The sequence below is a fragment of the Bartonella sp. AP21QHHD genome (assembly GCF_042196205.1).
Lineage (GTDB): Bacteria > Pseudomonadota > Alphaproteobacteria > Rhizobiales > Rhizobiaceae > Bartonella.
Genome location: NZ_JBHIPT010000112.1, coordinates 14,641 through 39,107 on the forward strand (window position 1 = coordinate 14,641; position 24,467 = coordinate 39,107).

Consider the following 24,467-nt stretch of genomic DNA (forward strand, 5'->3'; position numbering starts at 1 on the left):
TTACTGTTGCATTAAAATTTTTATTGTTGCCATAAAATAATTAAAATTTCTTTTTCAAACTGAAATATGGGAGTGATATCATAACAATTTGAAGGGATATGTAGGGATATATAATGATAATTTCTCTTTATGGTGTGATGTCGTGAATAGTGCAACCCAATGCCGTTTTGTTTTACGTGAGGGGTGTGACCCTATTAAAAGAACGCAAATAAAATAAAAGCGTGGAGCAATGGGCAATTTCCATTATTTATTCATGATTTTAAAAATAGCGCTTTAGATGTTTTAAAAAGTCGTAAGGCTGAGCTAAAAGGTGATGGTAAAGCTGGTGATTGGTTTTTACTTTTACGACTTTATGTTCTCCCCAAATGTGGCTGCCTTCCCATTTTAGAGATTACATAAACAAGAGGATAGGAAGACATGATCTTTCAACAGCATTTTTCCTGTTCAGGTTTCTTTTCACAGTTGATGAGGATAAAATCTGAGGAAATAGGATAAATTTGCTCTCTCATGGTTTCCATTCTCGTTGAGGTGCGATCGATTTGCCGATGAAGGCAAGGGGAATAAAGGCTATCATTTTTACCAGAGGGGGCGAAAAAGTTAAAGTTTATGAACCTTTTAGACATTCATTGCCGTTGCTTTTGCGTGCGCCGTTTTGTGAGGTTGAATATTTTCTTGTCTTTTGGGACTCTGATTGACGTTTTCTGTCATTTTTTGCACTTTAATTGCTTCTTTATCAGGCGTGTTGGAACATTTTTTTTCATTGTTTTTCTTTATAGATTGATACTGGTTTGGTGCGAAGCGCTTATCGAATTTATGGTTATAAAAATACATGGGTTGTATATGCTGTTCTATCTCTTTTATCTGCTTGATTATTTCCATAATCTCTTTTGCTTTAACGGTTGATGTACCAAGACTCTTCGCAAGGTTTTCAGGATTATTTTCTTTTATAGCTTCATGCTCGCTTGAGGATAAGCGCTCATTGATTTTTTTGATATAAGCCCTTATCTCCCCCCTTAATTCAGGAGAGTTTGATAACGTTTCTTGCTGTTGTGCTTTTGACACGGAAAGGAGATTTTTCATCCAAGCCTTAGGCATTTCTACCGACTGTTCACACCGCCTTTGTTTTACATGATGGGTATGGAGAATGTCTCTTTCTGTTTGTTTAGAAATATTGATATAACGATCAATGGCTCTACAGAGGGGCAAAATATTTTCTTCAGCATGGGCGCGCGCGTTGTTTTTTATGCCAAATACATTGCTACCAGAAAGCTTAGAAATCGATTGGGGAGAGGTGGTAATTTGATAGGTGAGTTGTTCTCCTTCAGTATGATTTTCATGGATCATCTCAATTTTTTCCCGCAAAATATGACGATTGCCATAAATGATTTGGCACAAAGTTTCTATTTCTTTTCTTCTTGCTTGAATGGATGCGTTGTTTTTTATCCTTGTGGCAATTTCATTGTTGGTAAGGGGGGCTATTGTTTGTGCGGGGATAAGCACTTCTTGCTGGTTTTGAATTTTTGGTGCTGTAAAGGAGAGGGCGTCACCGATTTTTAATGTCTGTATTTGCTCTGGGGTGAGATCTTTTTTATTTCCCAAGATGAAAATTCCGTTAGCATCAAGCATAAAGCCATTGGGTCCACTGCCTCTGTAAAAGCCTTTATAGGTATGACCTTCTTTTGCTGTTATAATAAGATGATGATGAATACTCTCAAGCCCGATATGTTTCATACTGTCCATGAATTCTTTTAAAATAAGTATTTTTTCTGGATTTGAGATATCTTCAAGCAGATGTTTCATTTCTTCTTTATCGTTATGTTTTAGCGATGCAATGCTGGCAAGATTCATACGTTTTTCTGTTACAAGAGAAAAGTCGAGTGTGTGGCCAGCAACTTGCCCAAGTTTTTCAAAAAACATTCGTTGCGTGCGTCCATTGCCTTCTCTGAAAGGATGTGTATAGTTGAGCTGTATCAACATTTCAGTGACATGTTCAACAAATGTTTCGCGGGTTAAGCCTTTTAAACTATTCGTTTCAGCAAGTATTTTATCTAAATTTTCTAGTCTCTCTTGTATCTGTTTTGCTGAGGCAAAAGAAATACCAGCTTTTTTCATCATTGGCATATAAGCAACGGTACCATCTTCAAATGTAAATGGTTTTTCGCGTGTTTGTCCGGCCCATTCAAAAGTATTTTTAAATAGGGTGTGATGAATATATTGGAGATATGTGGAAGTTAGTTTTTGCGGTGGCGCTTCTTGGCGTAGATGAATGATTGCTTTTGTTGTATCATGGGCACATTGCACTTTTAATTTTTTATAGTCTTTTATACCATATTTATTTTTTAAGGTGATACTATTAGGGCAAAAGAAATTACGGTACATTGTCTTATTTTCTTCGGTTTCAGGCGGTGATGATAATTTCTCCTGTAAGGTGAGAGGGACGGTGTTCGTTTTTCTTGTACCAGTATCCCAGTATGCCATTGCTTTTTTGGGGGGCTGTTTTTCTATTTCTTGATGATCAGAGCGTGTTTCCTTTGTCATTTTGACAGATATTGGATCATTTGTCGCTGTATTACTGCTCTGTAAAATGTTTTTTTGAAAATCTTTTTGCATTTGCCTCATAGCGGAAGCAGATTGAGCAATTGGTTGTGCCATTTGTTCTTTTTCTTGTTCTTGCAAACTTTTGGGCATAGCTTCAACGCTGTCATGTAAAGTATGAGGGGCAATCCATGGTGAAAAATAGGATTTTCCCTTTTTCTTTGTTTGAATGGATGCGTTGTCTTTGCTCTTTTCAGTTATTTCATCGTTTTTAAGAGTGGCTCTTTTTTCTTCTTTTTCTTCTGGAAGCAATGTTTTTTGCTGGGTTTTTTCTGGGTTTTGAATTTTTGGTGCTGTAAAGGAGAGGGCGTCACCGATTTTTAATGTCTGTATTTGCTCTGGGGTGAGATCTTTTTTATTTCCCAAGATGAAAATCCCGTTGGCATCAAGCATGAAGCCATTGGGTCCACTGCCTCTATAGGTACCATGATAGGTTTCTCCTTCTTTTGCAACGACAGCGAGATAATAATTTTTTTCATCCAATCCAAGCTCTCTCATAGAGTTGGTGAATTCTCGTAAGAGGAGCAATTTTTCTGGATTTGAGATATCTTCAAGCAGATGCTTCATAGGCTCTGGGTTGCCATGTTCCATGGCAGCGGCGCGGACAAAGTCTTTACGTTTTTTGCTCACAAGAGAAAAGTCTAGCTCATGCCCTGCTGCTTGAGAGAGTTTTTCAACAAACAGTCTCTTTGTGCGCCTATTACCCTCTCTGAAAGGATGCAAGTGGTGCAAATCTATCATTATACTAGCTGCTTGTTCAACGAATTCTTCGCGCGTTAAGCCTTGTAAATTATTCTTTTCAGCAAGCGTTTTATCTAACTTTTCTAGTCCCTCCTGTATTTTTCTGCCAATCGCAAAAGGTTTTGTAAATTCTTTTCTTTTCAAAATGGGCATAGAAGCAACAGAGCCATCTTCAAATGTAAAAGGCTCTTGGCGTGTTTGTCCGGCCCATTCAAATGTACGGGAAAAGAGGCGTTGATGAAGGTATTTTAGATAAGAGGCATTAAACTGCTCTGGTAGAGGTTCTTGGTGCAGTTTTATCATTTCTTTTTTTACATCATTAGAACAGCATTCTTTTAATATTTCTTTATCTTTGATGCGGTATTTATTTTTAAGCACTTTGCTATTGGGGTAGAAAAAATTTTGCGCTTCTTCATTGATTTGCTTTGAAATGGCTGCATTAATTACAGAGTGTTGTTCTTGCAATTCTTCCTGTGTAAAGGAGGCACAATGTTCTGTGTTTTCTTTCATGCATATTTCCTTTCAAATGGTAACATTATTTTTTGAAATCTTCTTTGTTTACATTTTTTGCCTTATGTTATTTTCATAGCGTTTTCTTCAAAGAAGAATGCCTATTTGAATGATTGAAAAAATTGACCTTATTCGCATGGAACAAAGTTAAAGTTTATAATTTTGAAGTATTATCGTGAAATTTTATCAATGAATTCTGTAAAATAATGGGGTGTCTTATTCAAAGTTTTCTGTATTTCACACACCGTCTTTGGTGCAATCTTGGCAAGATAATTGCACCAAAGTTTTGGATAAAAAGCCAACAATTAGGAGATTTATCACGACAAAGCCATTGCTTTTGATGTTTCGGCTCTGCGCGGTCGAACATGCGGCTGGTCTTCTTGTCTAGAAGTTGCTGCAACTTCTAGATGCCGCTTTGCTGTTGAGCGTTCAGGCAGCTTTGGAGGCTGCGATAAGCTTTGCTGCTTTTGTAATTTTTTATCGAGATCGGTAGGCGGTTGATGACGTTTTTGTTGTTCTGCCTGATGGTTTTGCACAATGGTTTCTTTTAACTGTTTTACAGTTTCAGCATACTCCTTAATGACGGTACAAAGAGTAGGAAGATTTTCTTCAGCGGCTTTGCGTGCTCCATTTTTTACGCCAAGGACTTGCTTACCAGCAAGTGGAGCAACAGATGCAGAATCCTTTTCAATTTGAAATACAAGCTCTTCTCCCATCTCTGGAATTTTGTGCATATCTTCTATTCTATATTGCAAAATAAATGGATCATTATAAACAATTTGGCACCAATATTGGATCTCTCTTTGACCATATTGAACCGATGGATCTTGTTGAACTCTGCGGGCAATTTCCTGATTTGAGAGAGGCTTTATTTTCTTTTCTGAATTGAGCGGATTTTGTAAATGTTGATTTGTTAGCTCTTCCTCTTGTGTTTGTCGCTGATGTTGTTGTTCCGTGTGAGAACCTTGTAAAATATTTTCACTTTTTGTATATTTTGAAGTATACACATAACCGTTAATGGCAGCACATAGGGTGGGAAGAGTTTCTTCAGCTTTTCTGCGCGCATGGTTTTTTATGCCAAGAACTTTTCTACCAGCAAGCTTAGAAATAGACTTAGGCCGTTCTGTAACATCCCATAAGAGCTGTTCTCCCATATCGGGGTTTTCTTTGATTGCTTCTATTCTTTCATTTAAAATAAGTCGGTCGCCATAAACCTTTTCGCTCAAAAATCGTATTTCTTCTTGATATGCTACGAGCAATAGCTCTCTTTCCATTGTATTAATAGATGGTTTTTGTTCGTGAGACGGTTTTGGTTGTTCAATTGCTGTGTGTGTAGAGGAAGTTTTTGGGACGACAGTATCGCTTTGTTTTCTGTTTTCCATACGGTGCGTTTTTCTTGAAGGCGGGACGGCATATGTTCCACTGTCTTGTGATGATGAACTGCTTTGCTGCCTGACTTTCATATGTGATGATGTTTTGGGTCTAACACTTGGTTCGTGTGTTTCAGGATTTTGAATTTTTGTGCTGTTTTGTGCTCTTTCTCTCATGCGTGGGGGAAGGGGCGGAGCCACTTTTGTCTGTAGAGAAGGGGATTCTTGAGCAGTTGGTTTGTTTTGTTCTCTATCTTTTGCACGCGGTGGTCTTTGTGGGGCCATTTTTATGCGCGTGGAGGGGCTTTCTTGGGTTTCATGCTTTTGGATTTTTGCGTCGGCTTGTGTTTTTTCTCTCATGCGTGGAGGAGGGGGTGGAGCCACTTTTGTCTGTAGGGAGGGGGACTCTTGAACTGTTGGTTTATGTTGTTGCCTCTCTTTTGCACGCGGGGGTCTTTGTGGAGCTGCTTTTGTGTGCGTGGAGGAGCTTTCTTGGTTTTTTGAGTTGGAGATTGTTGTGCCGGTTTGTGTTTTTTCTCTCATGCGTGGAGGAGGGGGCGGAGCCACTTTTGTCTGTAGGGAGGGGGACTCTTGAACTGTTTGTTTATGTTGTTGTCTCTCTTTTACACGCGGAGGTTTTGGTGGAGCTGCTTTTTTTTGTGGAGGAGGCGTCTCTTGGTTTTTGGCGTTAGGAAGCATTGTGCTGGTTTGAGTGTTTGCTCTCATGCGGGGGGGGGGCGGTGGCGCAACCTTTGGGTGGGGGGATAAATTTTCTGGGCGTTTTTCTACAGTTGCTTTTGGCAAACTTTGAGAAACTTGGGAAGGAGGGGTTCTGGTGGGGGATTGTTCAGCCTGTTGTTGAAATTTTTCCATCATTTCGGTGATAAAAGGGGAGGGATTTCTTTTTTTCATGCATGTTCCTTTCAAACTCTTCCAATATTGTTTTTAAATACTATTTAAAAATGCACGTTGGTTTTTATTCTGTTTTATGCTTTTTCATTTGCTTTTATGAGAGAGGATATGAAACTGAATGGTTTCGTATGATTTGACTCTCTTGGCTCAGATTATATTCATTCTCTAAAGATTGTTTTCTCCAGTGTTTGGGTTAAGGGACGGAAAAATAAATTTTGTTTCAATTTTCTCTCTTTCTTGGCGCAAACACCTCTTTCCTGTGTTGCGCCAAGACGTTGGATTCAACGTGAAAACTTATGTCTGTTTAGCTGGCAAAAGCCATCGCTTTTGGGGCGGCAGTTTTGCGAGGACGAATATCTGTTTCTCTTTGTTGAGTAGAGGTTGTTGCTCCTTCATGCGTTACTGTTGAAAGCTCAACGCGTTGAGCAGACTGTGAGACGCTTTGTTGTTGATGCAAGATTTTCGCTCTCTCAGAAGATGCTTCATTGTGTCCTTGTTTTGTCTGCTGAGTTTTTGAAAGGCTCTCTCTTACTTGTGTTACAGCTGTTGCATAATTGTCAGCGGCGTCAATGAGGTGAGAAAGACCCGCTTCAGCATGTCTGCGTGCTTTATTTTTAAAGCCACAAAAGTTACGACCAGTGTATTTGTTAAAAGACTGAGGATTTCCGGCAAGTTGCTGTGCCAGCTGTTCTATTGTTTCAGGGTTTTGGAAAAGCATTTCCACCTGTGATTGCAAAATGTTTGTGTTGCCAAAAACAACTCCGCACCAATATTGGATTTGGGCATGGTGTCTTCTGACTTTTGAATGTTGGTGAATTTTGGTAGAAATTTCTGTCTCTGAAAGCGTTTCTTTTTCGCGTTGATCTGATTTTTGTAGAAGTTTAGTGACAACTTCCTTCCCCATTAAGCGTTCATAGTTTTTGAGTTCTTGCTCTGGAGATTGTAAGAGGCTCTCTCTTGCCTGTTTTACGGCTTCTGTATAACAATCAACGGTGACACTGAGAGCGGAATAACTCTCTTCCGCTTGTCTACGCACTCGATTTTTAAAGCCCAACATGCTGGTGCCGGAAAGTTTAGCAAGACTTTCAGGATGGGCTGCCATGCGCCATGAGAGCTCCTCTCCTGCAGCGGGATTTCTTTGAATTTCCTGCATTTTTTCTTGCAAAATGTTTGGGTTACCATAGGCACTTGCGGATAAATGTTGGATTTCTTCTTGATAGGTTCGAACCAATGAATGGTGTGGAAGCAATAGAATGATCTCTTCCTCTGAGAGAACTCTTGTTGCCCTTTGTAATGCTGCTTGTGAAGGAATTGTTGCGTGTGTCGTTTCAGGTTTTCTCTGCCTTTTGGTAGAGCCGCCTCTTGTTAACGAAGCTGTTGGATTTGTTGATGCATATACAGTTTCTTCTCTTAAAAGAGATTGTCTTTCCTCATCTTCTTCCGGTATGGATGACAGTCTTTTGCTTTTTGAAGGCGTTTCTTTAAGAAGGGGGGCTGCTGCGCCTGAGACTTCTGCCGCTGCTTGTTCATAGAGCTTTATAAGTTCTTGTATTGAAGAGGATGGAAAAGGATGAGGGTGGGTTTTTTTCATGCATGTTTCCTTTCAAAAATTGTTTTAGAAAACCTCTTTGGTGCATTCTTGCCTTTTATGCTTGGATCGCTTTGAGATAAAAGAAATATCGAGCTGAATGAGCTTCCAAAGATCTGCGCTATTTGCAATCAGCTTAATGGACATTTGTGTCTTTTATACAGTTTTTTTGTGAAATATTATCAATAAGTTATCAATATTTATCGTGAATTACAGGCGTCATTTTTAGGACTATTTTTTGTAACATTCTAAAACAATTCTTGGCGCAATCGCGATGAAACGATTTGCGCCAAGAAACTCACTGAAAAAAAATTACATGAAAAACAAAAACTATCTGTTTTTATGTTTACGCCCCTTTACATGGCATAAGCCATTCCTTTTTCTCCGTGTCTTTGTCTTTGAGGGCTGTGCTCTGGACTATTTTGTTCTTGTCCTCTTGCGTGATGATGACGATGATGATGGTGTCTCTCAACTTGCTGAGAATTTTCTTGACGACGTCTTTGTTCTGCCATAGGGGTTTGCGATAGTCTTGTTTTTGCGTCTTGTACAGCTTTTGTATAACCATCAATGGCATCAATGAGCGGTTTAAAACCGTCTTCAGCTGCTTTGCGTGCTTGACTTTTTATGCCAAGTGCGGAATGGCCAGCGAGCTTATGCATAGATTCAGGATTTTCAGCAAGTCGATCTGAAAGCTCTTTTCCTTTACTGGGATCTGTAAGTATTCCTTGCAAGTGTTCTTGGAAAAGCTTGTCATTGCCATAAACAATCTTACCCCAATGCATGATCTCTTCTGCATGTGCTTGGACGTGTGGATTTTTTAAAAGCATGACACTTATTTGCTCCGTTGTGAGGGAAGATGAAGATCTTCCTCTTTGGTGCGGAGCAACCGTTGTATAGTCGGTTTCAGGACTTTCTCTTCCCCGATCAGGATGTCTCCCTCTTGAAAGAGGAGAAACGCTGCTCACTGATGCGTATAGAACATCAGTTTCATGTCTTGGAGAAGCAACCGTTGTATAGTCGGTTTCAGGATCTTCACTCCTTTGAGCATGATGTCTGTCTCTTGAAAGAGGGGAAGAGGTGCTAACTGATGCGTATAGAACTTCCTCTTCTGGGGTTGGACCGCGCTGGTTTCCTCTGGTTGGTTTATTAACTTTTGCATAGAGGGCTTCTGGATTTGCAGAAGGGCTTGGATGATGTTTTTTCATACATGTTTCCTTTCAATATTTTTAGAAAACCTCTTTGGTGCATTCCCCACTTTTAGTTTTGATAACTTTTATATAAGGAAGATATCCAACCGAATGACCTCCAAAGATTTTGCGCTATTCATATTGATATGTAATGAACATTTATGTCTTTTATACAGTTTTTTTATGAAATATTATCAATAAGTTATAATAAATTACAGAATCCATTTTTAGGACTATTTTTTGTAATATTTTAAAACAATTCTTGGTGCAATCACGATAAAATGATTTGCACCAAGAAACTCACTGAAAAAAAATTACATGAAAAACAAAAACCTATCTGTTTTTATGTTTATGTCCACTTACATGGCAAAAGCCATTCCTTTTTCTCCATGTCTTTGTCGTTGTGGGCTGGGCTCTGGACTATTGTATTCTCGTCCTCTTGCGTGATGATGATGGTGGTGATGTCTGTGTTCTGGGTCTCTTTCTGGACTTTCGTGTCTTTGACTTCTTTCTCTTTCCTGCTCCCGTGTAAACTGTTTATGGAGCTTTTGTGTATTATGTATATGTCTCTCAAGAGCTGAGCAAAGGTGGGTAAACTCATCTTCAGCTTCTCTGCGGCTTGGAGATTTTACACCAAGTATTTTGTGACCTGCAAGCTTACCAGCGCTTTCAGGATTTTCTGCAAGCTCCAATAAGACTTTTTCTGCACCCTGAGGATCATCAAGGATCTTCGCAAGTGGTCCATTCAAAGCATGTTCGTTTTTATAAACAACTCTGCATCGCTCTTGGATTTCTCTTACACCATATTGAAAGTCTACGTTTTTTAAAAGCTTTGTTGTAACCACATCTTTTGGGGTTCTGGGAGGGGAGATTCTGCCTCCGCCAACGCCTTGATAGATGGGATTTTCTAGTTGTTCAGATTCTTGCCCGCCTTCAGCTCCCATGCCAACCGTTGCATAGACGGATTCGAGTGGTCTTTGGGGAGAGTGCCTACCATTTTCACCAACTTCAAGCTCTGCATAGAGATGTTCTGGTTCTTGGGGATGTCGTCCACCCTGTGCACCTTCACCAACTGTGTCGTAGGGTGTTTGCCAATTTTGTGCTGCCAAATCCGTTATTGAATAGGGGTTTACGAGTTTGTCGGTGCGTCGCCCATCACTTGGTCTTTCACCAAGTCTGTCATAGGGATTTCCTAGTGGCTTTTGGGGAGCATAGGCCGTTTCTGATGATTGTTGAAGTGTATATTGAGGTGAGGTGCGCTGTTCTTTGGGTGGCTTATTAACCCTTGCGTAGAGGTCTTCTACATTAGAAGCTCCTAGGTTTTGTTGGTCAAGTGGCTTTTGGGGAGCATAAACCGTTTCTGGTGGTTGTTGAAGTGTATATTGAGGTGAGGTGCGCTGTTCTTTGGGTGGCTTATTAACTTTTGCGTAGAGGTCTTCTACATTAGAAGCTCCTAGGTTTTGTTGGTCAAGTGGCTTTTGGGGAGCATAGACCGTTTCTGGTGGTTGTTGAAGTGTATATTGAGGTGAGGTGCGCTGTTCTTTAGGTGGTTTATTAACCTTTGCGTAGAGGTCTTCTACATTAGAAGCTTCTAGGTTTTGTTGTTCAAATTGTCGTCTTAGTTCCTCTACATTGGTAGAAGAAGTTGGGTGACTTTTTTTCATGGCTGTTTCCTTTCAATATTTTTAGAAAACCTCTTTGGCGCATTTCCCACTTTTTGATATTTTTTAAGACAAAAGAAGAATATCAAACTGAATGGTATCCAAAGACTTCGCGCTATTCATATTGATATGTAATGGACATTTATGTCTTTTATACAGTTTTTTTATGAAATATTATCAATAAGTTATAGTAGATTATAGGATTCATTTTTAGGACTATCTTTTGTAACATTTTAAAACAATTGGTGGGCGTAATGGAGATAAAATGATTGGTATAAAGAGTTCTGTTGGAAGGCAAAAGTTCACGCGTTTTTAGCCGGTAAGAGCCAGCGATGAAGAGCGACTAACTTTCAAGCTGCGAGCTTGACATTGTGCTTCTTGGGTGTTCTTTACAGTATTCGCAATTTCTTTTGCTTTGCTTTCCGATGTTCCAAGGAGGCAAGCTAGTCTGGTATAATCTTTTTCTTGTATGGCTTTACGATCTTCTGAGGATAGACGATTGTGTAGTTGTCGTGAAAAGGTATGGAGTTCTTGTCGCAGTGAACGAGAATGCAATAAAGCTTCCCTTTGTTGTTCTTCTGGTAAGGCAAAAAGGTTTTGTAAATTTTTTCCAGGTTTTTCGACAGTGTGGTTCAGGCGATTTTGTTCTCTTTGGTGTTGCTCTAGAATTGCATCTTTTGTTTGTTGTGTTATTGCGCCATAATTTTTAAGGGCTTGGCTGAGTTGTGGAACAGCCTGTTCGGCTTGTCTGCGATTTGAACTTTTCATGCCAAGTATTTTACTCCCAGCAAATTTAGAAATTGATTGAGGGTTTTGTAAAGTTTCATCGGCAAACTGATTTCCTAAGTTTGGAGCTGCCGTTATGATATCTAATGTTGTCTTTAAGGACTGGGTTTTACCATAAACAGTCTTTGATAAATTTTCGATTTCTTTTCGGCATGCTTCAACATAAGCGTCATTTGAAATCCTTTCAAATAACTCTTCATGGGTAAGAGGGGCTAAAGTTTCTTTTGGGATCAGTGTTTCTTTTAAGCTTTGAACGTTGGTTTTTTGAAAGCAGAGGCGGGCACCGTTTTGTAATGTTTTGACTTGTTCTGGGGGAAGATCATCTTTGTGTCCGACGACGAAAGCTCCCTCTACTTCCATGACAAAACCTTCTGCTGAAAAACCTCTAAAGATGCCTTCATAGGTTACATCTTCTTTTGCAGCAACAACAACACGATTGTTAATTTCATCCAATCCAGCGTTTCTCATTTGGGAGATGAATTCTTTTAAAACAAGGGATTTTTGCGGATGCGTGATATCTTCAAAAAGATCTTTCATCGGTTGAGGATTGCCATATTGCATGGCTTCAATACAAGCTGCTGTCATGCGTCCTTTTGTGATGAAAGAAAAGTCAATGGTATGCCCTGCTGCTTGTCCAAGTTTTTCCATAAACATTCGATTGACGCGCCCATTCCCTTTTCTAAAAGGATGCGCGTGTTCAAGCGCCATAAAAACTTCAGCGGCACTTTCAGCAAATTCTTGGCGCGATAAACCTTTTAAATTGTTCTTTTCATTAAGTGTTTTTTCGAGTTGTTTTAGTTCTTTTTGAATCTTCGGTCCAATAGCAAAAGGAACTTCATAACCTTTGGGACGCATCGCCGGCATATGGGCAGAAGTGCCGTCTTCAAATGTAAAGGATGTATCGCGGGTGTGGCCCGCCCATTCAAAAGTTTCGTAGAAGAGGCTCCAGTGGATTAGTTTTAGATAGGAAGCATCAAATTTTTGTGGGGGTGGTTCATGGCGAAAATTTACGGCTGCTTTAGTGACGTCATGGGTACTGCGTTGATACAGTTTTTTAGGGTCTTTGATGCCATATTTATTTTTGAGTGTTTTGGTTCCTTTATATAGATAATTTTGCTCTAACATGTAATCTCTCCTAAGTAGGTAGGGTGATGGTTGATGAGCGTCTTAAACGCTGCATGTGAAAAATTCCCCTTCGCGTATTCTTTTGAGATTTTGGTTGTTATGAGAGGGAGTGCTTTTCCCTTCAGTGTATGGATGTTGTATCAATCGTTTTGTGATGCTTTTGAAAAGCTTTTCTGATGTTTCCTTTGTTTATTATCTTGTACTGTAAAATGCTGGTATTTAGGGCGCTGATATGAAGCCCATGAGTGGTCAGAAAATGGATTTTCTATAAATTGACTCTGGGTAAAATCTTCGTTTTTTGAGGTGTAAGGAAGAGGTCAAAAAGAAAAATGTTGCTTAAAATTGTTGTTTTTTCCTTTAACAAAGTTGTTTGCAAGAGCGCTTTGATGAGGGGCGTGGATATAGCGGGTGTAATCGCTCTTGGTTAGTGGATGGTGCTGGTACTTTTCATACACAGCTCTCAGATTGGTGAATCTATGGGCAAAAGCAGTCATCAAAAATTTTTCTCCATTATATTTTTTTTATTGCTCCATATGAATATCTTGCCATACGAACATCTTTTTTGTGTATTTTTGCAACAAAATGTTTTTTACTTTGTGTTGTTGCTCTTATTGTGTGCGCTGCTTTAAGATTTAAGACCCATAAGAGAATAAAAACTTTTCTTTGGTTGGGGAGAAAAGCCTTTTTCAGCGCTTTATCATTAAAATAGAACACTTTATGATATCGTAAAGGGGGGAAAGCTTGTATAAGAATGATTTATTCATTTTGATGTATATCTTAAATATTTTTTTGGAAAAAATCGATGTTCTTGAGTGTAGGTGTTTTGAGAGTTGTTGTCTCAAAGATCAACCGTTTTTTTAAGTCTTGATATTGGTGATTAGCGTTGTGAAATGTTTTTGCTTGTTTGTAGGGGATAAATTATAAACAAAAAGCTTTGTAGGAATGTATTTGCAGGACGTTCTCAAGTGGAAATGTTGGTTTGGTTATAGGTGATTTGAGGGGGGTGGACTTTCTTGTAAAGACGATGGGTACTGGTAAAACGATACACAAAATACAAAAAGGAAAAAACACGGATTTTTTATCATGTTTTCCTTATGTGTGAAGAAGCGGTCAAAAACTTTTTGTTAACGGGTTTTTAAAAAATAGAAATGTATGTTGTTTTTGTGGTTGGACTTTTCATAGTCAAGATCTCATAATAGGAAGTTAGTTTTTCTTTTGTGGAGCAAAGCGGTTTTTTGCAGCTGCGGCTAACATTTCTTTCCTTCTGAAATAGATGGCGCAACCACATCGCGAAGGGGAGCCTTGCATCAGAATAATTTGTTCATCTTGACGCATTTCTCGGATAACTTCGTGGGGTAAAATGAGTGCTCTTTTTAAAATATTCATATAACCACGAAAATCGACTCCATCTAAGACAAATAAAATAGGCTTTTGTAACTTTCGTCGGTAGTAATCATGACGTTTAAAAGGAATTAACAATTATCCTGTCCAATTGCTTTGGATATGGTGTATATGCTATGTGCAAAATTGGTGGTAGGGCGCTTAAGTAGTCTGTTTTTTGCATGTATGATAAGAATATTAAAATATCTCTTCCACATAGGTGTTTAAATCAAAAAAACAAAGTTTCATATTTTTTAGTTGGCCATAGCAAGTGTATTTGAACGATTTTGTGTGCGTGTGTAGAATTGGCTATGAGTGTTCCTTGCTTTTTGAACAATGTCGGTAATTTCTCGTGCTTTCTGTTCTGATATACCAATACTTTGTGCAAGTGTTTCATAATCTTTGTTTGTGATCGCACTACATTCGTTTGATGAGAGACGATGTTCTAAACTGTTTATAAAAGTACGGAGCTCTTGGTGTAATTGAGGAGATTGAGACAAGATTTCTCTTTGTTTTTCCGGTGATAAAGCAAAAATATTTTGCAAGTTTTGACTGGGATTCTCTACCGCTTTTCCAAGGCGTTCTTGTTTAATTTTATGGTCTCGAGTGACTATATTATAGGTAGCTTCTACAGTATACACATAATTCTCAATTGCAAGAGAGAGCACATCAAGATAATTTCGAGCGTGTACACGTGCCGGATTTTGTAGACCGCATATACTAAAACCTGCAAGAGGAGAAACAGAGTGCGGTGCCTGTTTAATCTGATTAGCAAACTGTCTGCCTAATTCTGGATTTTTAATAATCTCTTCTATCTGTTCGTTTAATACGTTTGCGTCACCATAAACAGTTTTTGCGTAAGCTCGGACTTGCTTTTGAGCTTTGAGAACGTAACTATCTAGCGCAACTGTTTTGGCACATTCACTTTTTGTGAGAGGCGCTAATGTTTCTTTTGGAATAAGCGTGTTTTCAAGCTCTTTGCTGTTGGGGGCGGTAAAGGTAATGATATCACCAGGTTTTAGTGTTTTTAATCGTTCTGGTGTGAGATCATCTTTGCTACCAATGATGTAAGTTCCTTGCACATCGAGTATAAAACCTTCTGAATAACAACCTTTATAAGTTCCTATATAGGTTTCTCCTGCCTTTGTTGCTATAACAAGGCGATCATCCACGTTGCGTCCCGTATTGTTTATGTGGTCCATAAATTCTTTTAAAAGACGTATTTTGGGGGGATTGGAGATATCCTCAAAAAGATCTTTCAACAGTTGTGTATTGCTATATTGCATTGCTTCGCTACAGGCAGCCATCATACGTTTTTGTGTGACAAGCGAAAAGTCAAGCTGATGTCCTGCAGCTTTGGCAAGATTTTCAAAAAAGACTTGTTCTGTGTGCTCATTGCCATCTATGAATGGGTGGATTTTGTGAAGAGAATAAAATAGCCTCGTTGCTTCCTTGACAAATTCTTCGCGTGTTAAGCCTTGCAAATTGTCTTTTTCGGCAAGCGTTTGATCTAATTTTTGTAAGAGTTCAGGGATTTCTTCACCGGTTGCAAAATTATTGCCCCATTCCATTCTTTTCATTTCTGGCATGGCGGCAATGCTATCGTCTGTAAATGCGAAGGGGATATGGCGCAGATGTCCAGCCCATACAAAGGTATTTTTAAACAATTGTTGGTGGATATGGCATAGATAAGTTGAATTAAAATATTCTGGCAGGGGTTCTGCACGCAGATTGATCATGGCTTTTTGCCTATCATGTGAGCATTTTTCCAGAAAGCGTTTTAAATCTGTTTCTCCATATCTATTTTTGAGAATTTTGGTACCAAGATAGATATAATTATGGGGTGAGGGAATTCCTTTTGTTTTTTCTTTTGCTTTGGGCATTGTTACATTCCTTATAATGTTACATTGTCTATGAGAGTGTGTTAAACTTTTTGTTTGAAAATCCCCCACGCATATTGTTTTGAGATGTTGAGACTTGGGTGAGGAAAAAATCCCTCAAATTCGTAGGTGTTTTTGAGTGTATCAATCTTTATCTTGGCACTTTTTTCTTTTACTGAGAGAGAATGGTTCATTTGGGTTGTTTTCATGCATATTGTCTTTTAATTTTTTTGTAGAAAAATTTCCCTATAAAAGCGGTGCCTTCAAAAGTTTCCTGATAGGATTCTCAAGGCATAGATATGATTGGTATTTATTATTTGGAGATGAGGAGAGTGCTTTATAAAGAAAATTGGCATTGGTAAGCACAGGCATAATACCATCATTTAAAGACTTTTCCCCATATTTTTCTTGTTGTATCAAGCGGGAATTCCTTCTTTATAGGCTTTTATGAGATAGAATCTCTGCTTTTATCCTTTGATGTTTTTGTTTTGATGCATGGCCTCCATTAGAGGGTGTTTTTTAGTTTTTCTTTTGTGGAGCAAAGCGGTTTTTTGCAGCTGCGGCTAACATTTCTTTTCTTCTGAAATAGATGGCGCGTCCACATCGCAAAGGGGGTTGTCCTTGCATCAGAATAATTTGTTCATCTTGACGCATTTCTTGAATAACCTCATGGGGTAAAATCAGGGCTCTTTGTTGGTAATTGACGTTGTATGAACTCTTTCCTAAAGATAAGCCTCTTGATTTGTTCGTTCCGGTTACTTCAACGGTCATTTGACCACAGCGTTCTGAAATGTCTTTGGCAGTTTGGAGATCTTTAATGGCAGCATAGCTGACAAAGGAACAACTTTCAAACCATGAACGTGCTCCTGCTTCTCCAAAGTGGTTGACCAACTGGCCAGAGGATTGATAGAAGAGCATCAAGGATGTACCGTATTTACGTCCACGGTCGCGGGCTTCTTCTAAAATATTCATATAGCCTAAAAGATCAACTTCATCTAAGACAAATAAAACACGCTTTTTATAGTTACCGTCTGCTGTAACCATGGCATTGAGAAAGGCGCCAATAATCACACGTCCAATAGCAGGATAACTGTTTAAAATGCTTGCGGGGAGATTGAGAAAAACATCTGTATTGCCATTGGTAATATCTGAGGAAAAAAAATCATCTCCGCAGACAAGATCTGCATAATTGGATAAAGAAAGCCATTGGGTGTCTTTTGAGGCGGTGGTATAAACCCCTGAAAAGGTTTGCTCTGCCATTTCTGTAAAAATACCAACCATTTCACGAATAAAAGGAGAAGGTGTTGTTTCTTGAATCATGCGTAATTGATTAACAACAGCTGTTTCTGATTGAGAGAGAATACCACGCAATGTTTTTAAATTGCGCTCGCTGTCTTCATATTCATCAGAAAATACAACATGAGCAAGAAGAGCTGTTAATAGATTATGGGCTTGTGTTGAGAAATATTCCGCTGAAGAATTGTCTGATTTTTTATCTGTAAGAAGCAACTTTGAAAAGCTTACAATATTTGCTTCGCGTTGTGTGCGTGGTACGCTGTCGTCTAAAAGCCAATCGATGACATTAAAGTTTTTTGTTAACAATGAGTTAGGATCGAGAACAATGACATTTCTATTTCCCATTTTTTGACGCGCAAATTTGACCATTGGGGCAACTTCTGTTGAAGGATCAAGACAAATAATAGACCCTGGATAGGTTAAACACGTAGGAACTACTGTACTTGTTGTTTTATAGCCACCAGAACCAGCAAAAAAGATCATATGAGTTGAACCAAAATCAAGATTAAAGGTTAGCAAAGGGGCTGTTCCACCCTTTCCCCATGTTGTTTTATTGCCAGGTGCAAAGGGAATGTTGCACACATTATCTTGATCGACACGGTATCTTTCACCCACAACAATTTGCCCATTGGCAGGAAAGATTTTTGCTGCCTCTCTTAAATTCATCCAAGCGGCCTCACCAAAAATACCTTTTTTTGCACGCTTGACTTTACTTTTAGGGGGAAGGGTTGTTACGAATTGAATGATGGAAAAAAAAACACCAATGATGATGCCAAAAACAACCATGGGGTCCATGAATTGAAGAGCATAGCCCCATGTTATTCCTTGTTGGCCAACATAGGGACTTAAACGTTTTATTTCACCACCAATATAGTAAAGAGCGGTTGTTCCAAAAAAGACAACGGAGACAAAAGTGATCATTTTACGCAGGTGCAGTTTTTGCGAGAGACTATACAACAATGAAACAGCAGCCGTTAGTGCTAAGACTAATAAAGGCTCAGAACGAAGTGTCCAATAAATTTGATCGCTTTTTAGTCCATTTGTTATAAACAATAAAAAATGAGGGACAAGGAATATCGTTAAAGCACCTAAAGCGATCGGTGTTAAAATGAGTACCATTTGTGTTTTGGTATATTTCATTGTATTTTACTTTCAATTCTGTCAGAATATGTTGCGAAATGCTCTTTTCTAGGTGTGTGATATGAACTCTCATCTCTTTTTGCAAAGGTGCAGATAACGCCAAACAGTTTTCGCTTATGAGCCTTTCTCATTAAGGAGGAAGGTTTTGTCTATTCTTAGCAGGCCATAGCGAATGCTTTGGAACGGTGCATTGTGCATACTTGTGCTTGCTGGTGTACTTCTTTGGTTTGCTTAATAATTTGTGTAATTTGTTTGGCTTTATTTTCTGATACACCAATGCTTTGAGCCAATGTTTCATAATCATTATTTTGAACTGCTTTATGTTCATTTGGTGAGAGACGGGTGTTGATCTTTTTTACAAAGTTGCTGAGCTCTTTTTGACATAAAGGATTTTTTGCTAAAGCTTCTTGTTGTAATTCTTTTGGCAAGGCGAAGAGGTCTTGCAAGCTTTGACTTGGCATTTCTATTGTTTTTGCAAGGCGACTTTGTTCTGTTGCATGTTCTTGCATAATTTCCTTCCCAGCATGTCTCACTGCATGGGCAAAATTTGCAACGGCAGTGCAGAGCATCTCAAGATGATTTTTAGCGTTTGCGCGTGCCTGATTTTGTAGTCCACATAAACTGAAACCTGCAAGATGAGAAATAGAGTACGGTGCTCTTTCAATCTGGTTGGCGAGCTGCTGGCCTAAGCTTGGATTTTTGATGATCTCTACCATCTGTTTGTCTAATATTTTTTCGTTACCATAAACAATTTTTGCCAATTTCTGGATCTGTTTTAAGCTTGTGTGTACGCAAGAATCTTCAGCAATCATTTCGGCTTTTTCATTTTCTGTCAAAGGAGCTAATCTTTCTTGTGGAATGAGAATGCTTTCAAGCTCTTTTGTTTTTGGGACTGTAAAGGTAAATTTGTCACCGAGTTTTAATGTTTTGAGTTGTTCTTGTGTGAGATGCTCTTTATTACCGATGATATAAGCGCCTTTCACATTGAAAGCAAAGCTATCATAACCAGCACCCCTATAGGTGCCCGTGTAAGTTTCACCTTCTTTTGCAACCATAACAGGACGATCATTAACATTGCGCCCAAGTTCTTTCATGTTGCTCATGAATTCCTTTAAAAGAAGTATTTTATTGGGATTAGAGATATCTTCAAACAGATGTTGCATTGGTTCTAGATCACCATTTTCTGCTACAGCAACACTGGCGAGCATCATGCGTTCTTTTGTAATCAGTGAAAAATCAAGCTGATGCCCTGCTGCTTGAGCAAGCTTTTCAAAAAAGACCCGTTGTGTACGTCCATTTCCTTTTCTAAAAGGATGAAGTTGGTTAAGGGCGTTAAATAAGCTTATTGCTTCAGCGTTAAATTTCTCGCGCGTTAAGCCTTGCAAATTATCTTTTTCGGCAAGCGTTTGATCTAATTTTTGTAAACCGTCTTGGATTTCATCACCGAGTGCAAAAGGATTTTCCCATCCTGTTCTTTTCATTTCGGGCATAGCGGCTATGGTGCCATCTTCAAATGTAAAGGGGAGATGGCGCAGATATCCAGCCCATTCAAAGGTATTTTTAAATAAGTGGTGATGAATAGAGCATAGATAGGAGCTATCAAACTTTTCTGGTAAGGGGGCTTCACGCAGATTAACCATTGCTTCTGCTGTATCATGTGAGCATTTCTCCAGAAAGGATTTTAAGTCTTTTATTCCATATTTATTTTTGAGTGTTGTGGTGTTTGGGTAGACATAATGATGGGGAGAAACTGTCTGTATATTTTTTGTCTTTGCTTTTGCTTTTGGCATTGTAGCTTCCTTATAATTTTACGTTATCCATAAGAGTGTTAAATTCCTCGAGTGAAATATTCCCCTTTGCGTATTCTTCTAAAATTTTGAGTGTTGTAGGATGAAGCGCTATTCCCTCTATCGCATGGGTGCTGATGGCTGCTTCAACGGCTTCACGGCGTTTTTTTAATTCTTCTTCTGTCATCGATAAAAGATTTTCTCTATTTTCTGTTTCGTTGGTTTTCATGCATTTTTTCTCTTATTTGCAATCGTTGCTTTAAAAGAGCCTTTGGCAGCCGGTGTGATCTTCTTTTAGTCACCTCCAAAGATGTTTCGTTGTTTGAAGGGATCGTAATAAATTTCTGTGACCTTAAATTTTCCTTCAATCCGTTTGCATTGGATGATGATATCAATCATTGAAATCAACAGGCCTCGAATATCATCACGCTCTAAATCACCACCGCCTTCACTTTCTTTGACCAAAAGGGTCATCTGCTCAAAGGCTGCAAGTGCTGTTGATGCGTGAACCGTCGTAATGGAACCTGGATGGCCTGAATTGACATTGCGGATATAATAAAAGGCTGTACCATCTCGAAGTTCTTGCAAAAGAATACGATCAGGACGCATCCGTAAAGATGATTCAAGCAACTCTTTGGGGCCAACGGAGGCTAAGCCTTGTCCATCTTTTGAATAGAACATTGAGACATGGTTAGGGTGTGGTATCACCAATTCTTGTGTATCTTCGATGGTGATAATACGCTCTTCTTGAGGGATTTTTGCGATTAATGCTTTTGATAATGTTGTTTTACCCGAACCGGTTTTTCCCGCAATTAAAATATTTTTCTGGCATTCTACAGCTTGATTTAAAAAGGAGACAAAGTCTTTATTACAGTAGGCATGAGCTAAGTTATGCTCGATGATTTTGAGTTCGTTAAAACGAGAATGATAGTCATGCAAGGGCGTGAAAGATACCCGTTCACATAGCGAGAAGAGGCCCTTATTTGCGAGCTCTTCGAGAGAAAAACTCTGCGATGACGGTTTACGAATTGTCATACTAATCGTGTCTTTTTCGACAGCGGGCGGAATGACAATTTGAATACGCTCATTGCCTGGTAGCGTTGCAGATAATATTGGGTTTTTGTCCGATATGTTTTGCTTGGAATAGGATGCGACAACTTTCGCAATCCCCATAAGCTCATTAAAAGAGAGCCCCGGTGCTTCTATTGTTTTCCATCCATCAAATCCTTCAGTCATGACTTGATAGGGACGATTGATAACAATTTCAAAGAGTCTATCATCTTTCAAAAAAGCACTGATGGGTTCAAGTTTTGTGAGAACAATCGCAACGGTTTCATCGCTCATGGTATGTAAGTTTGAGTTCATTCTAAAGTTACCGCAGAATTTTTGTAAAAGTTTCTTGAAACAGCTCGATTGATAATCTGTTTTTTGTTTTCGATGACTTTCAATTTATAAACGCTGGAAAAATCTAAATCGCGGGCAACAAAGATATTCACCATTTCCCCTTGGTTTTTGGATAATGTTGGAGGAATATTGGCGTAATTTTCTACGAGAATGTTTGCGATGTTTTGTCCTGAAGAGATTGTTTCAGTTTCTTCTTTTTCCTGTTTTTTTGATAAACGTTTATTGGCATAGTGTGTTGCATCTTTTATTAGTGAGACAAGAAGCGCAGACCCAATCCTCTCGAGCCAATGGTTATCAATATCTCCATCCATACCAGAACGCCCTAAAGCATCCGTTGCCGGTGAAGCTAAAGATATAATGATACCATTGGGGGTTTTTGCTCTATTCCATAGTACAAAGAGACGTGTTTGGCCTTTTTTCAATCCGGCGCGATATTCACCAACAATTTGGGTGCCTTTATCAAGAAGCACAACACGACCATTGTCTGATAAGATATCTCTGGAGATGATACAACTGGCAAAACCTTGTTGATCACTGTTGATGGCTGTTTCTAAAATACAAGGAATAGAAGTTCCCATCGCGATGATGTAGTTTCGATTGCCAAGGGTTGAAGCACGAATACCTTCAAGCACTGTGGGTTTGAGAAGATGATTAAAACGTTGTGTCGTTTCATCAGGTTTGCTTTCAAGTTGGTGAGGCAAAGCACCATTATTTGTTTGTGAATCTATTTTGCCTTGTTGTGTACTTGCATAAGCTAATACAGGAGCACGTTGTGCTGCTTCCAGCAGTGAGTTATCAGAATTTAATTGATTGATGTTTGGTGTTGGTAGCTCGACTTTTGGTAATAGAGCGTTATTTCGTTGAGGCTGTTCAAAGGGGGGAGGGGTAGGCTTTGCAGGACGAAAAAGCTCTGTTTGTTTTATAACTTTTCCTTCTTTTGAAGATTCAATTGGTTGCTTTTTGTCTGTAACAAGTGTTGAATAGGCTAAATAAAGACAGACACTGAAAAGAATAATAAGAGCAATAGCTTTCCCCACATTGTTCTGTTGACTTTTCCCTTGAGCATTTTTTATTGTATCGCGATCATTAATGCTTTTTTCATCCACGGTGTTATTCATGGCTGCTTCCTAGGTTCACTTTACGTTGTACAGATGGTGATGTCGTACCTGTTTCAGGATTAATTCCTTTTGGTACGAACCTTTTGTTAAAGATGCACAATACTTCATTCCCACGTCGTAGCGTGAATTGTGCAGCTGTTGCATGAACAATAACCTTGTTGCCTTTAATCGATTTGGGAATAAGCGCTTCTTGCCCATCAGGCGATACAATGTAAATGGCAGGGATTTCAATGTTGCCTAAAAAGGTAAAGGTTGTTGTTTTCCCATTATCATAGACAGAAGCAGGTTCAATAAGAGATGAGCCTTGAGCTTCATAAGCCCAATTGCGTGGTCCAAAATCTTCATGGATATTTAAAATATCATTGACAAAGTTTTCTTCACGTTGTTTTTCTTTTTCTGCTTCGGCTAATTTCTTACGTAAGGCTTCATCTTCTGGATAACGAAACTTTACCAAGAAATACGTCTCATTGCCGGCTGAAACATCGCCTTCACGGACTTGTAGCTCGAATTGATAAGAGCGTTGTGTTCCATCTTGGCGGCTTGTGACAATTTGTAAATTTGTCACAGGCTGAACTTCACGTGGTTTGAGAAAAACAAAGTGTCCAGCCGGTGCAACTTGCCAAGCAACCGAATTTCCAATTCCTACATAGGTTACTTCTTCATCAACGGCAAATTCTAGTTGAACCGAAGAGCGAATGGAGCCAATGATTTGTACGACGTTGTAGGGGTCATAATTGACAAATCTGATGCGGTTATCTTTACGTGCACTGACAGGCGCTGTTTCCGCAAGTGAGAGAGCTGTGTGAAAGCTGACAGTGATCGTAAAAATTAAAGAGATTGTTTGTAAAAGTCTGATCATTTTATCACCTCTGGATCAGATCTATATTCCGATACTTGAAAACCAAGAGGGTTGATAAGACGATCAGACGTTGAAATGTGTGCGTTCACGTAGGAAAAATTTAAGATTGAAATCCAATGGGAAATATTTTCTTTTTCATTCAAGTCTCTGATCGTTTTATAGTAACGAACTTGGATAAGATCTTTACTTATAAAAGAGATTGATTTGATTGTGATCGTAGCAATCATGTTATGATAAATATTTTGCGGACTTTCTGGATTATTGCCCGCGTACCATTTTGCAAAACGGTTTTGTTCTTTTGGAGAAGATAAAAGAGAGACTAAGCGAAAATTGTTTTCTGCTTCTGATGCTTGAAAACCTTCACGAGCGCGAACGTATTGGCTGGCAAAATAACGCGTTATCGCTTCATCATAGTCGTTAGGGGATTCTTTTAGGGCGCTTACAGTATCAATAATACCTGTTGAGTTATCAACGCGGATAACAAAAGGCTCTACCGTTTTCAAAGGTGTCAAAGCTGCGACAGCTAAAGCCAGCGCAATTGTCATCAATCCAAAAAGCACTGTTAAAGCCATGGAGATTTTCATCCGCACGCGCATGCTATGCATGCGATCAATGTCAAATGAGCGCGCTTCTTTTATATATTCTTCAAGGGCATCACTTTTCACGCATAACCTCCACAGTTTTATCAGATCGTGCTTCATGAATAACCGGCTTTAATAAAGCTGAATTGGCTGTTACTTTTTCACTTTCCAAAGTATTGAGAATGATGGGAGTGGTAACAGGCTTTACACTCTTTTCTGGGTAGACAATGTTTTTATTGTCCCAATTCCACTTATCTTTATTTAAAGCGCGTGTATGTTTGCCATTACAGCGTGGTGGTTTTTTAGGGCCACTCAAAGAGGCACAACCAGTAAGAGCGATTGTTAGGACCATAACAAAAGTTATTTTTCGTTTCATTTTTTGAACTCACAAATATCTTGGAATACAATGCATGAGAGCCTTTGTTCTGAACATTTTTACAAGTTTATGTGATGCAAGGTTTTGATTGGTTTTATTGTTAGACCCAAGATGTTAGATCTTATCTGGAACAGGATCATGGCGTGTACGCCAAAGGGCGCACACAAGGCA

The 24,467-nt window shown here is 39.0% G+C and carries 15 protein-coding genes and 1 pseudogene; all 16 read right to left on the reverse strand.

What is annotated here, in order from left to right:
- Positions 1–615 precede the first annotated feature (615 nt).
- A complete protein-coding gene (locus ACFIMC_RS07680; RefSeq protein ID WP_375672045.1) occupies positions 616–3,846 on the reverse strand; it encodes a BID domain-containing T4SS effector in 3,231 nt (1,076 codons plus the stop codon).
- Between the two features lie 317 nt (positions 3,847–4,163).
- Positions 4,164–6,128 carry a BID domain-containing T4SS effector gene (locus ACFIMC_RS07685; RefSeq protein ID WP_375672046.1) on the reverse strand — a complete coding sequence of 655 codons (1,965 nt, stop codon included), beginning with the start codon at positions 6,126–6,128 and terminating at the stop codon, positions 4,164–4,166.
- Between the two features lie 304 nt (positions 6,129–6,432).
- Positions 6,433–7,719 (reverse strand): BID domain-containing T4SS effector, encoded by a 1,287-nt coding sequence (locus ACFIMC_RS07690; RefSeq protein ID WP_375672047.1) that lies wholly within the window; start codon positions 7,717–7,719, stop codon positions 6,433–6,435.
- Between the two features lie 353 nt (positions 7,720–8,072).
- Positions 8,073–8,921, reverse strand: a complete 849-nt coding sequence (locus ACFIMC_RS07695) for a BID domain-containing T4SS effector (RefSeq protein ID WP_375672048.1) — start codon at positions 8,919–8,921, stop codon at positions 8,073–8,075.
- A 341-nt stretch (positions 8,922–9,262) separates the two neighbouring features.
- A complete protein-coding gene (locus ACFIMC_RS07700) occupies positions 9,263–10,567 on the reverse strand; it encodes a BID domain-containing T4SS effector (RefSeq protein ID WP_375672049.1) in 1,305 nt (434 codons plus the stop codon).
- Positions 10,568–10,876: 309 nt separating this feature from the next.
- Complete coding sequence (locus ACFIMC_RS07705; RefSeq protein WP_375672050.1) at positions 10,877–12,475, reverse strand: BID domain-containing T4SS effector; 1,599 nt, start codon at positions 12,473–12,475, stop codon at positions 10,877–10,879.
- Between the two features lie 1,203 nt (positions 12,476–13,678).
- Positions 13,679–13,861 (reverse strand): annotated as a pseudogene (locus ACFIMC_RS07710) (type IV secretory system conjugative DNA transfer family protein); the annotation flags it as partial.
- Positions 13,862–14,109: 248 nt separating this feature from the next.
- Entirely contained in the window at positions 14,110–15,738 is a 1,629-nt protein-coding gene (locus ACFIMC_RS07715) for a BID domain-containing T4SS effector (protein ID WP_375672051.1), read from the reverse strand.
- A 516-nt stretch (positions 15,739–16,254) separates the two neighbouring features.
- Entirely contained in the window at positions 16,255–18,171 is a 1,917-nt protein-coding gene (gene traG / locus ACFIMC_RS07720) for a Ti-type conjugative transfer system protein TraG (RefSeq protein ID WP_375634755.1), read from the reverse strand.
- A 155-nt stretch (positions 18,172–18,326) separates the two neighbouring features.
- Positions 18,327–19,961, reverse strand: a complete 1,635-nt coding sequence (locus ACFIMC_RS07725; protein ID WP_375636856.1) for a BID domain-containing T4SS effector — start codon at positions 19,959–19,961, stop codon at positions 18,327–18,329.
- 10 nt (positions 19,962–19,971) lie between these two features.
- Positions 19,972–20,187 carry an antitoxin VbhA family protein gene (locus ACFIMC_RS07730; protein ID WP_375610603.1) on the reverse strand — a complete coding sequence of 72 codons (216 nt, stop codon included), beginning with the start codon at positions 20,185–20,187 and terminating at the stop codon, positions 19,972–19,974.
- 65 nt (positions 20,188–20,252) lie between these two features.
- Positions 20,253–21,323 carry a P-type DNA transfer ATPase VirB11 gene (gene virB11, locus ACFIMC_RS07735; protein WP_375613571.1) on the reverse strand — a complete coding sequence of 357 codons (1,071 nt, stop codon included), beginning with the start codon at positions 21,321–21,323 and terminating at the stop codon, positions 20,253–20,255.
- Entirely contained in the window at positions 21,320–22,480 is a 1,161-nt protein-coding gene (gene virB10 / locus ACFIMC_RS07740) for a type IV secretion system protein VirB10 (RefSeq protein WP_375627908.1), read from the reverse strand. Before virB10 ends, virB11 begins: the two co-directional genes overlap by 4 nt.
- Positions 22,473–23,339 (reverse strand): P-type conjugative transfer protein VirB9, encoded by an 867-nt coding sequence (gene virB9 / locus ACFIMC_RS07745; RefSeq protein WP_375612192.1) that lies wholly within the window; start codon positions 23,337–23,339, stop codon positions 22,473–22,475. The genes virB10 and virB9 overlap by 8 nt, the downstream gene beginning before the upstream one ends.
- The gene (locus ACFIMC_RS07750) at positions 23,336–24,040 is read right to left on the reverse strand and encodes a virB8 family protein (RefSeq protein WP_375610599.1); all 705 of its coding nucleotides are present in this window, start codon (positions 24,038–24,040) and stop codon (positions 23,336–23,338) included. The genes virB9 and ACFIMC_RS07750 overlap by 4 nt, the downstream gene beginning before the upstream one ends.
- Positions 23,994–24,296 (reverse strand): type IV secretion system protein VirB7, encoded by a 303-nt coding sequence (locus ACFIMC_RS07755; RefSeq protein WP_375610598.1) that lies wholly within the window; start codon positions 24,294–24,296, stop codon positions 23,994–23,996. The genes ACFIMC_RS07750 and ACFIMC_RS07755 overlap by 47 nt, the downstream gene beginning before the upstream one ends.
- Positions 24,297–24,467: the final 171 nt, after the last annotated feature.

Excerpts from the sequence above, each read along its gene's own strand:
- ACFIMC_RS07680 (WP_375672045.1), bottom strand. The coding sequence starts at position 3,846 with ATGAAAGAAAACACAGAACATTGTGCCTCCTTTACACAGGAAGAATTG.
- ACFIMC_RS07685 (WP_375672046.1), bottom strand. The coding sequence starts at position 6,128 with ATGAAAAAAAGAAATCCCTCCCCTTTTATCACCGAAATGATGGAAAAA.
- ACFIMC_RS07690 (WP_375672047.1), bottom strand. The coding sequence starts at position 7,719 with ATGAAAAAAACCCACCCTCATCCTTTTCCATCCTCTTCAATACAAGAA.
- ACFIMC_RS07695 (WP_375672048.1), bottom strand. The coding sequence starts at position 8,921 with ATGAAAAAACATCATCCAAGCCCTTCTGCAAATCCAGAAGCCCTCTAT.
- ACFIMC_RS07700 (WP_375672049.1), bottom strand. The coding sequence starts at position 10,567 with ATGAAAAAAAGTCACCCAACTTCTTCTACCAATGTAGAGGAACTAAGA.
- ACFIMC_RS07705 (WP_375672050.1), bottom strand. The coding sequence starts at position 12,475 with ATGTTAGAGCAAAATTATCTATATAAAGGAACCAAAACACTCAAAAAT.
- ACFIMC_RS07715 (WP_375672051.1), bottom strand. The coding sequence starts at position 15,738 with ATGCCCAAAGCAAAAGAAAAAACAAAAGGAATTCCCTCACCCCATAAT.
- traG (WP_375634755.1), bottom strand. The coding sequence starts at position 18,171 with ATGAAATATACCAAAACACAAATGGTACTCATTTTAACACCGATCGCT.
- ACFIMC_RS07725 (WP_375636856.1), bottom strand. The coding sequence starts at position 19,961 with ATGCCAAAAGCAAAAGCAAAGACAAAAAATATACAGACAGTTTCTCCC.
- ACFIMC_RS07730 (WP_375610603.1), bottom strand. The coding sequence starts at position 20,187 with ATGAAAACCAACGAAACAGAAAATAGAGAAAATCTTTTATCGATGACA.
- virB11 (WP_375613571.1), bottom strand. The coding sequence starts at position 21,323 with ATGAACTCAAACTTACATACCATGAGCGATGAAACCGTTGCGATTGTT.
- virB10 (WP_375627908.1), bottom strand. The coding sequence starts at position 22,480 with ATGAATAACACCGTGGATGAAAAAAGCATTAATGATCGCGATACAATA.
- virB9 (WP_375612192.1), bottom strand. The coding sequence starts at position 23,339 with ATGATCAGACTTTTACAAACAATCTCTTTAATTTTTACGATCACTGTC.
- ACFIMC_RS07750 (WP_375610599.1), bottom strand. The coding sequence starts at position 24,040 with ATGAAGCACGATCTGATAAAACTGTGGAGGTTATGCGTGAAAAGTGAT.
- ACFIMC_RS07755 (WP_375610598.1), bottom strand. The coding sequence starts at position 24,296 with ATGAAACGAAAAATAACTTTTGTTATGGTCCTAACAATCGCTCTTACT.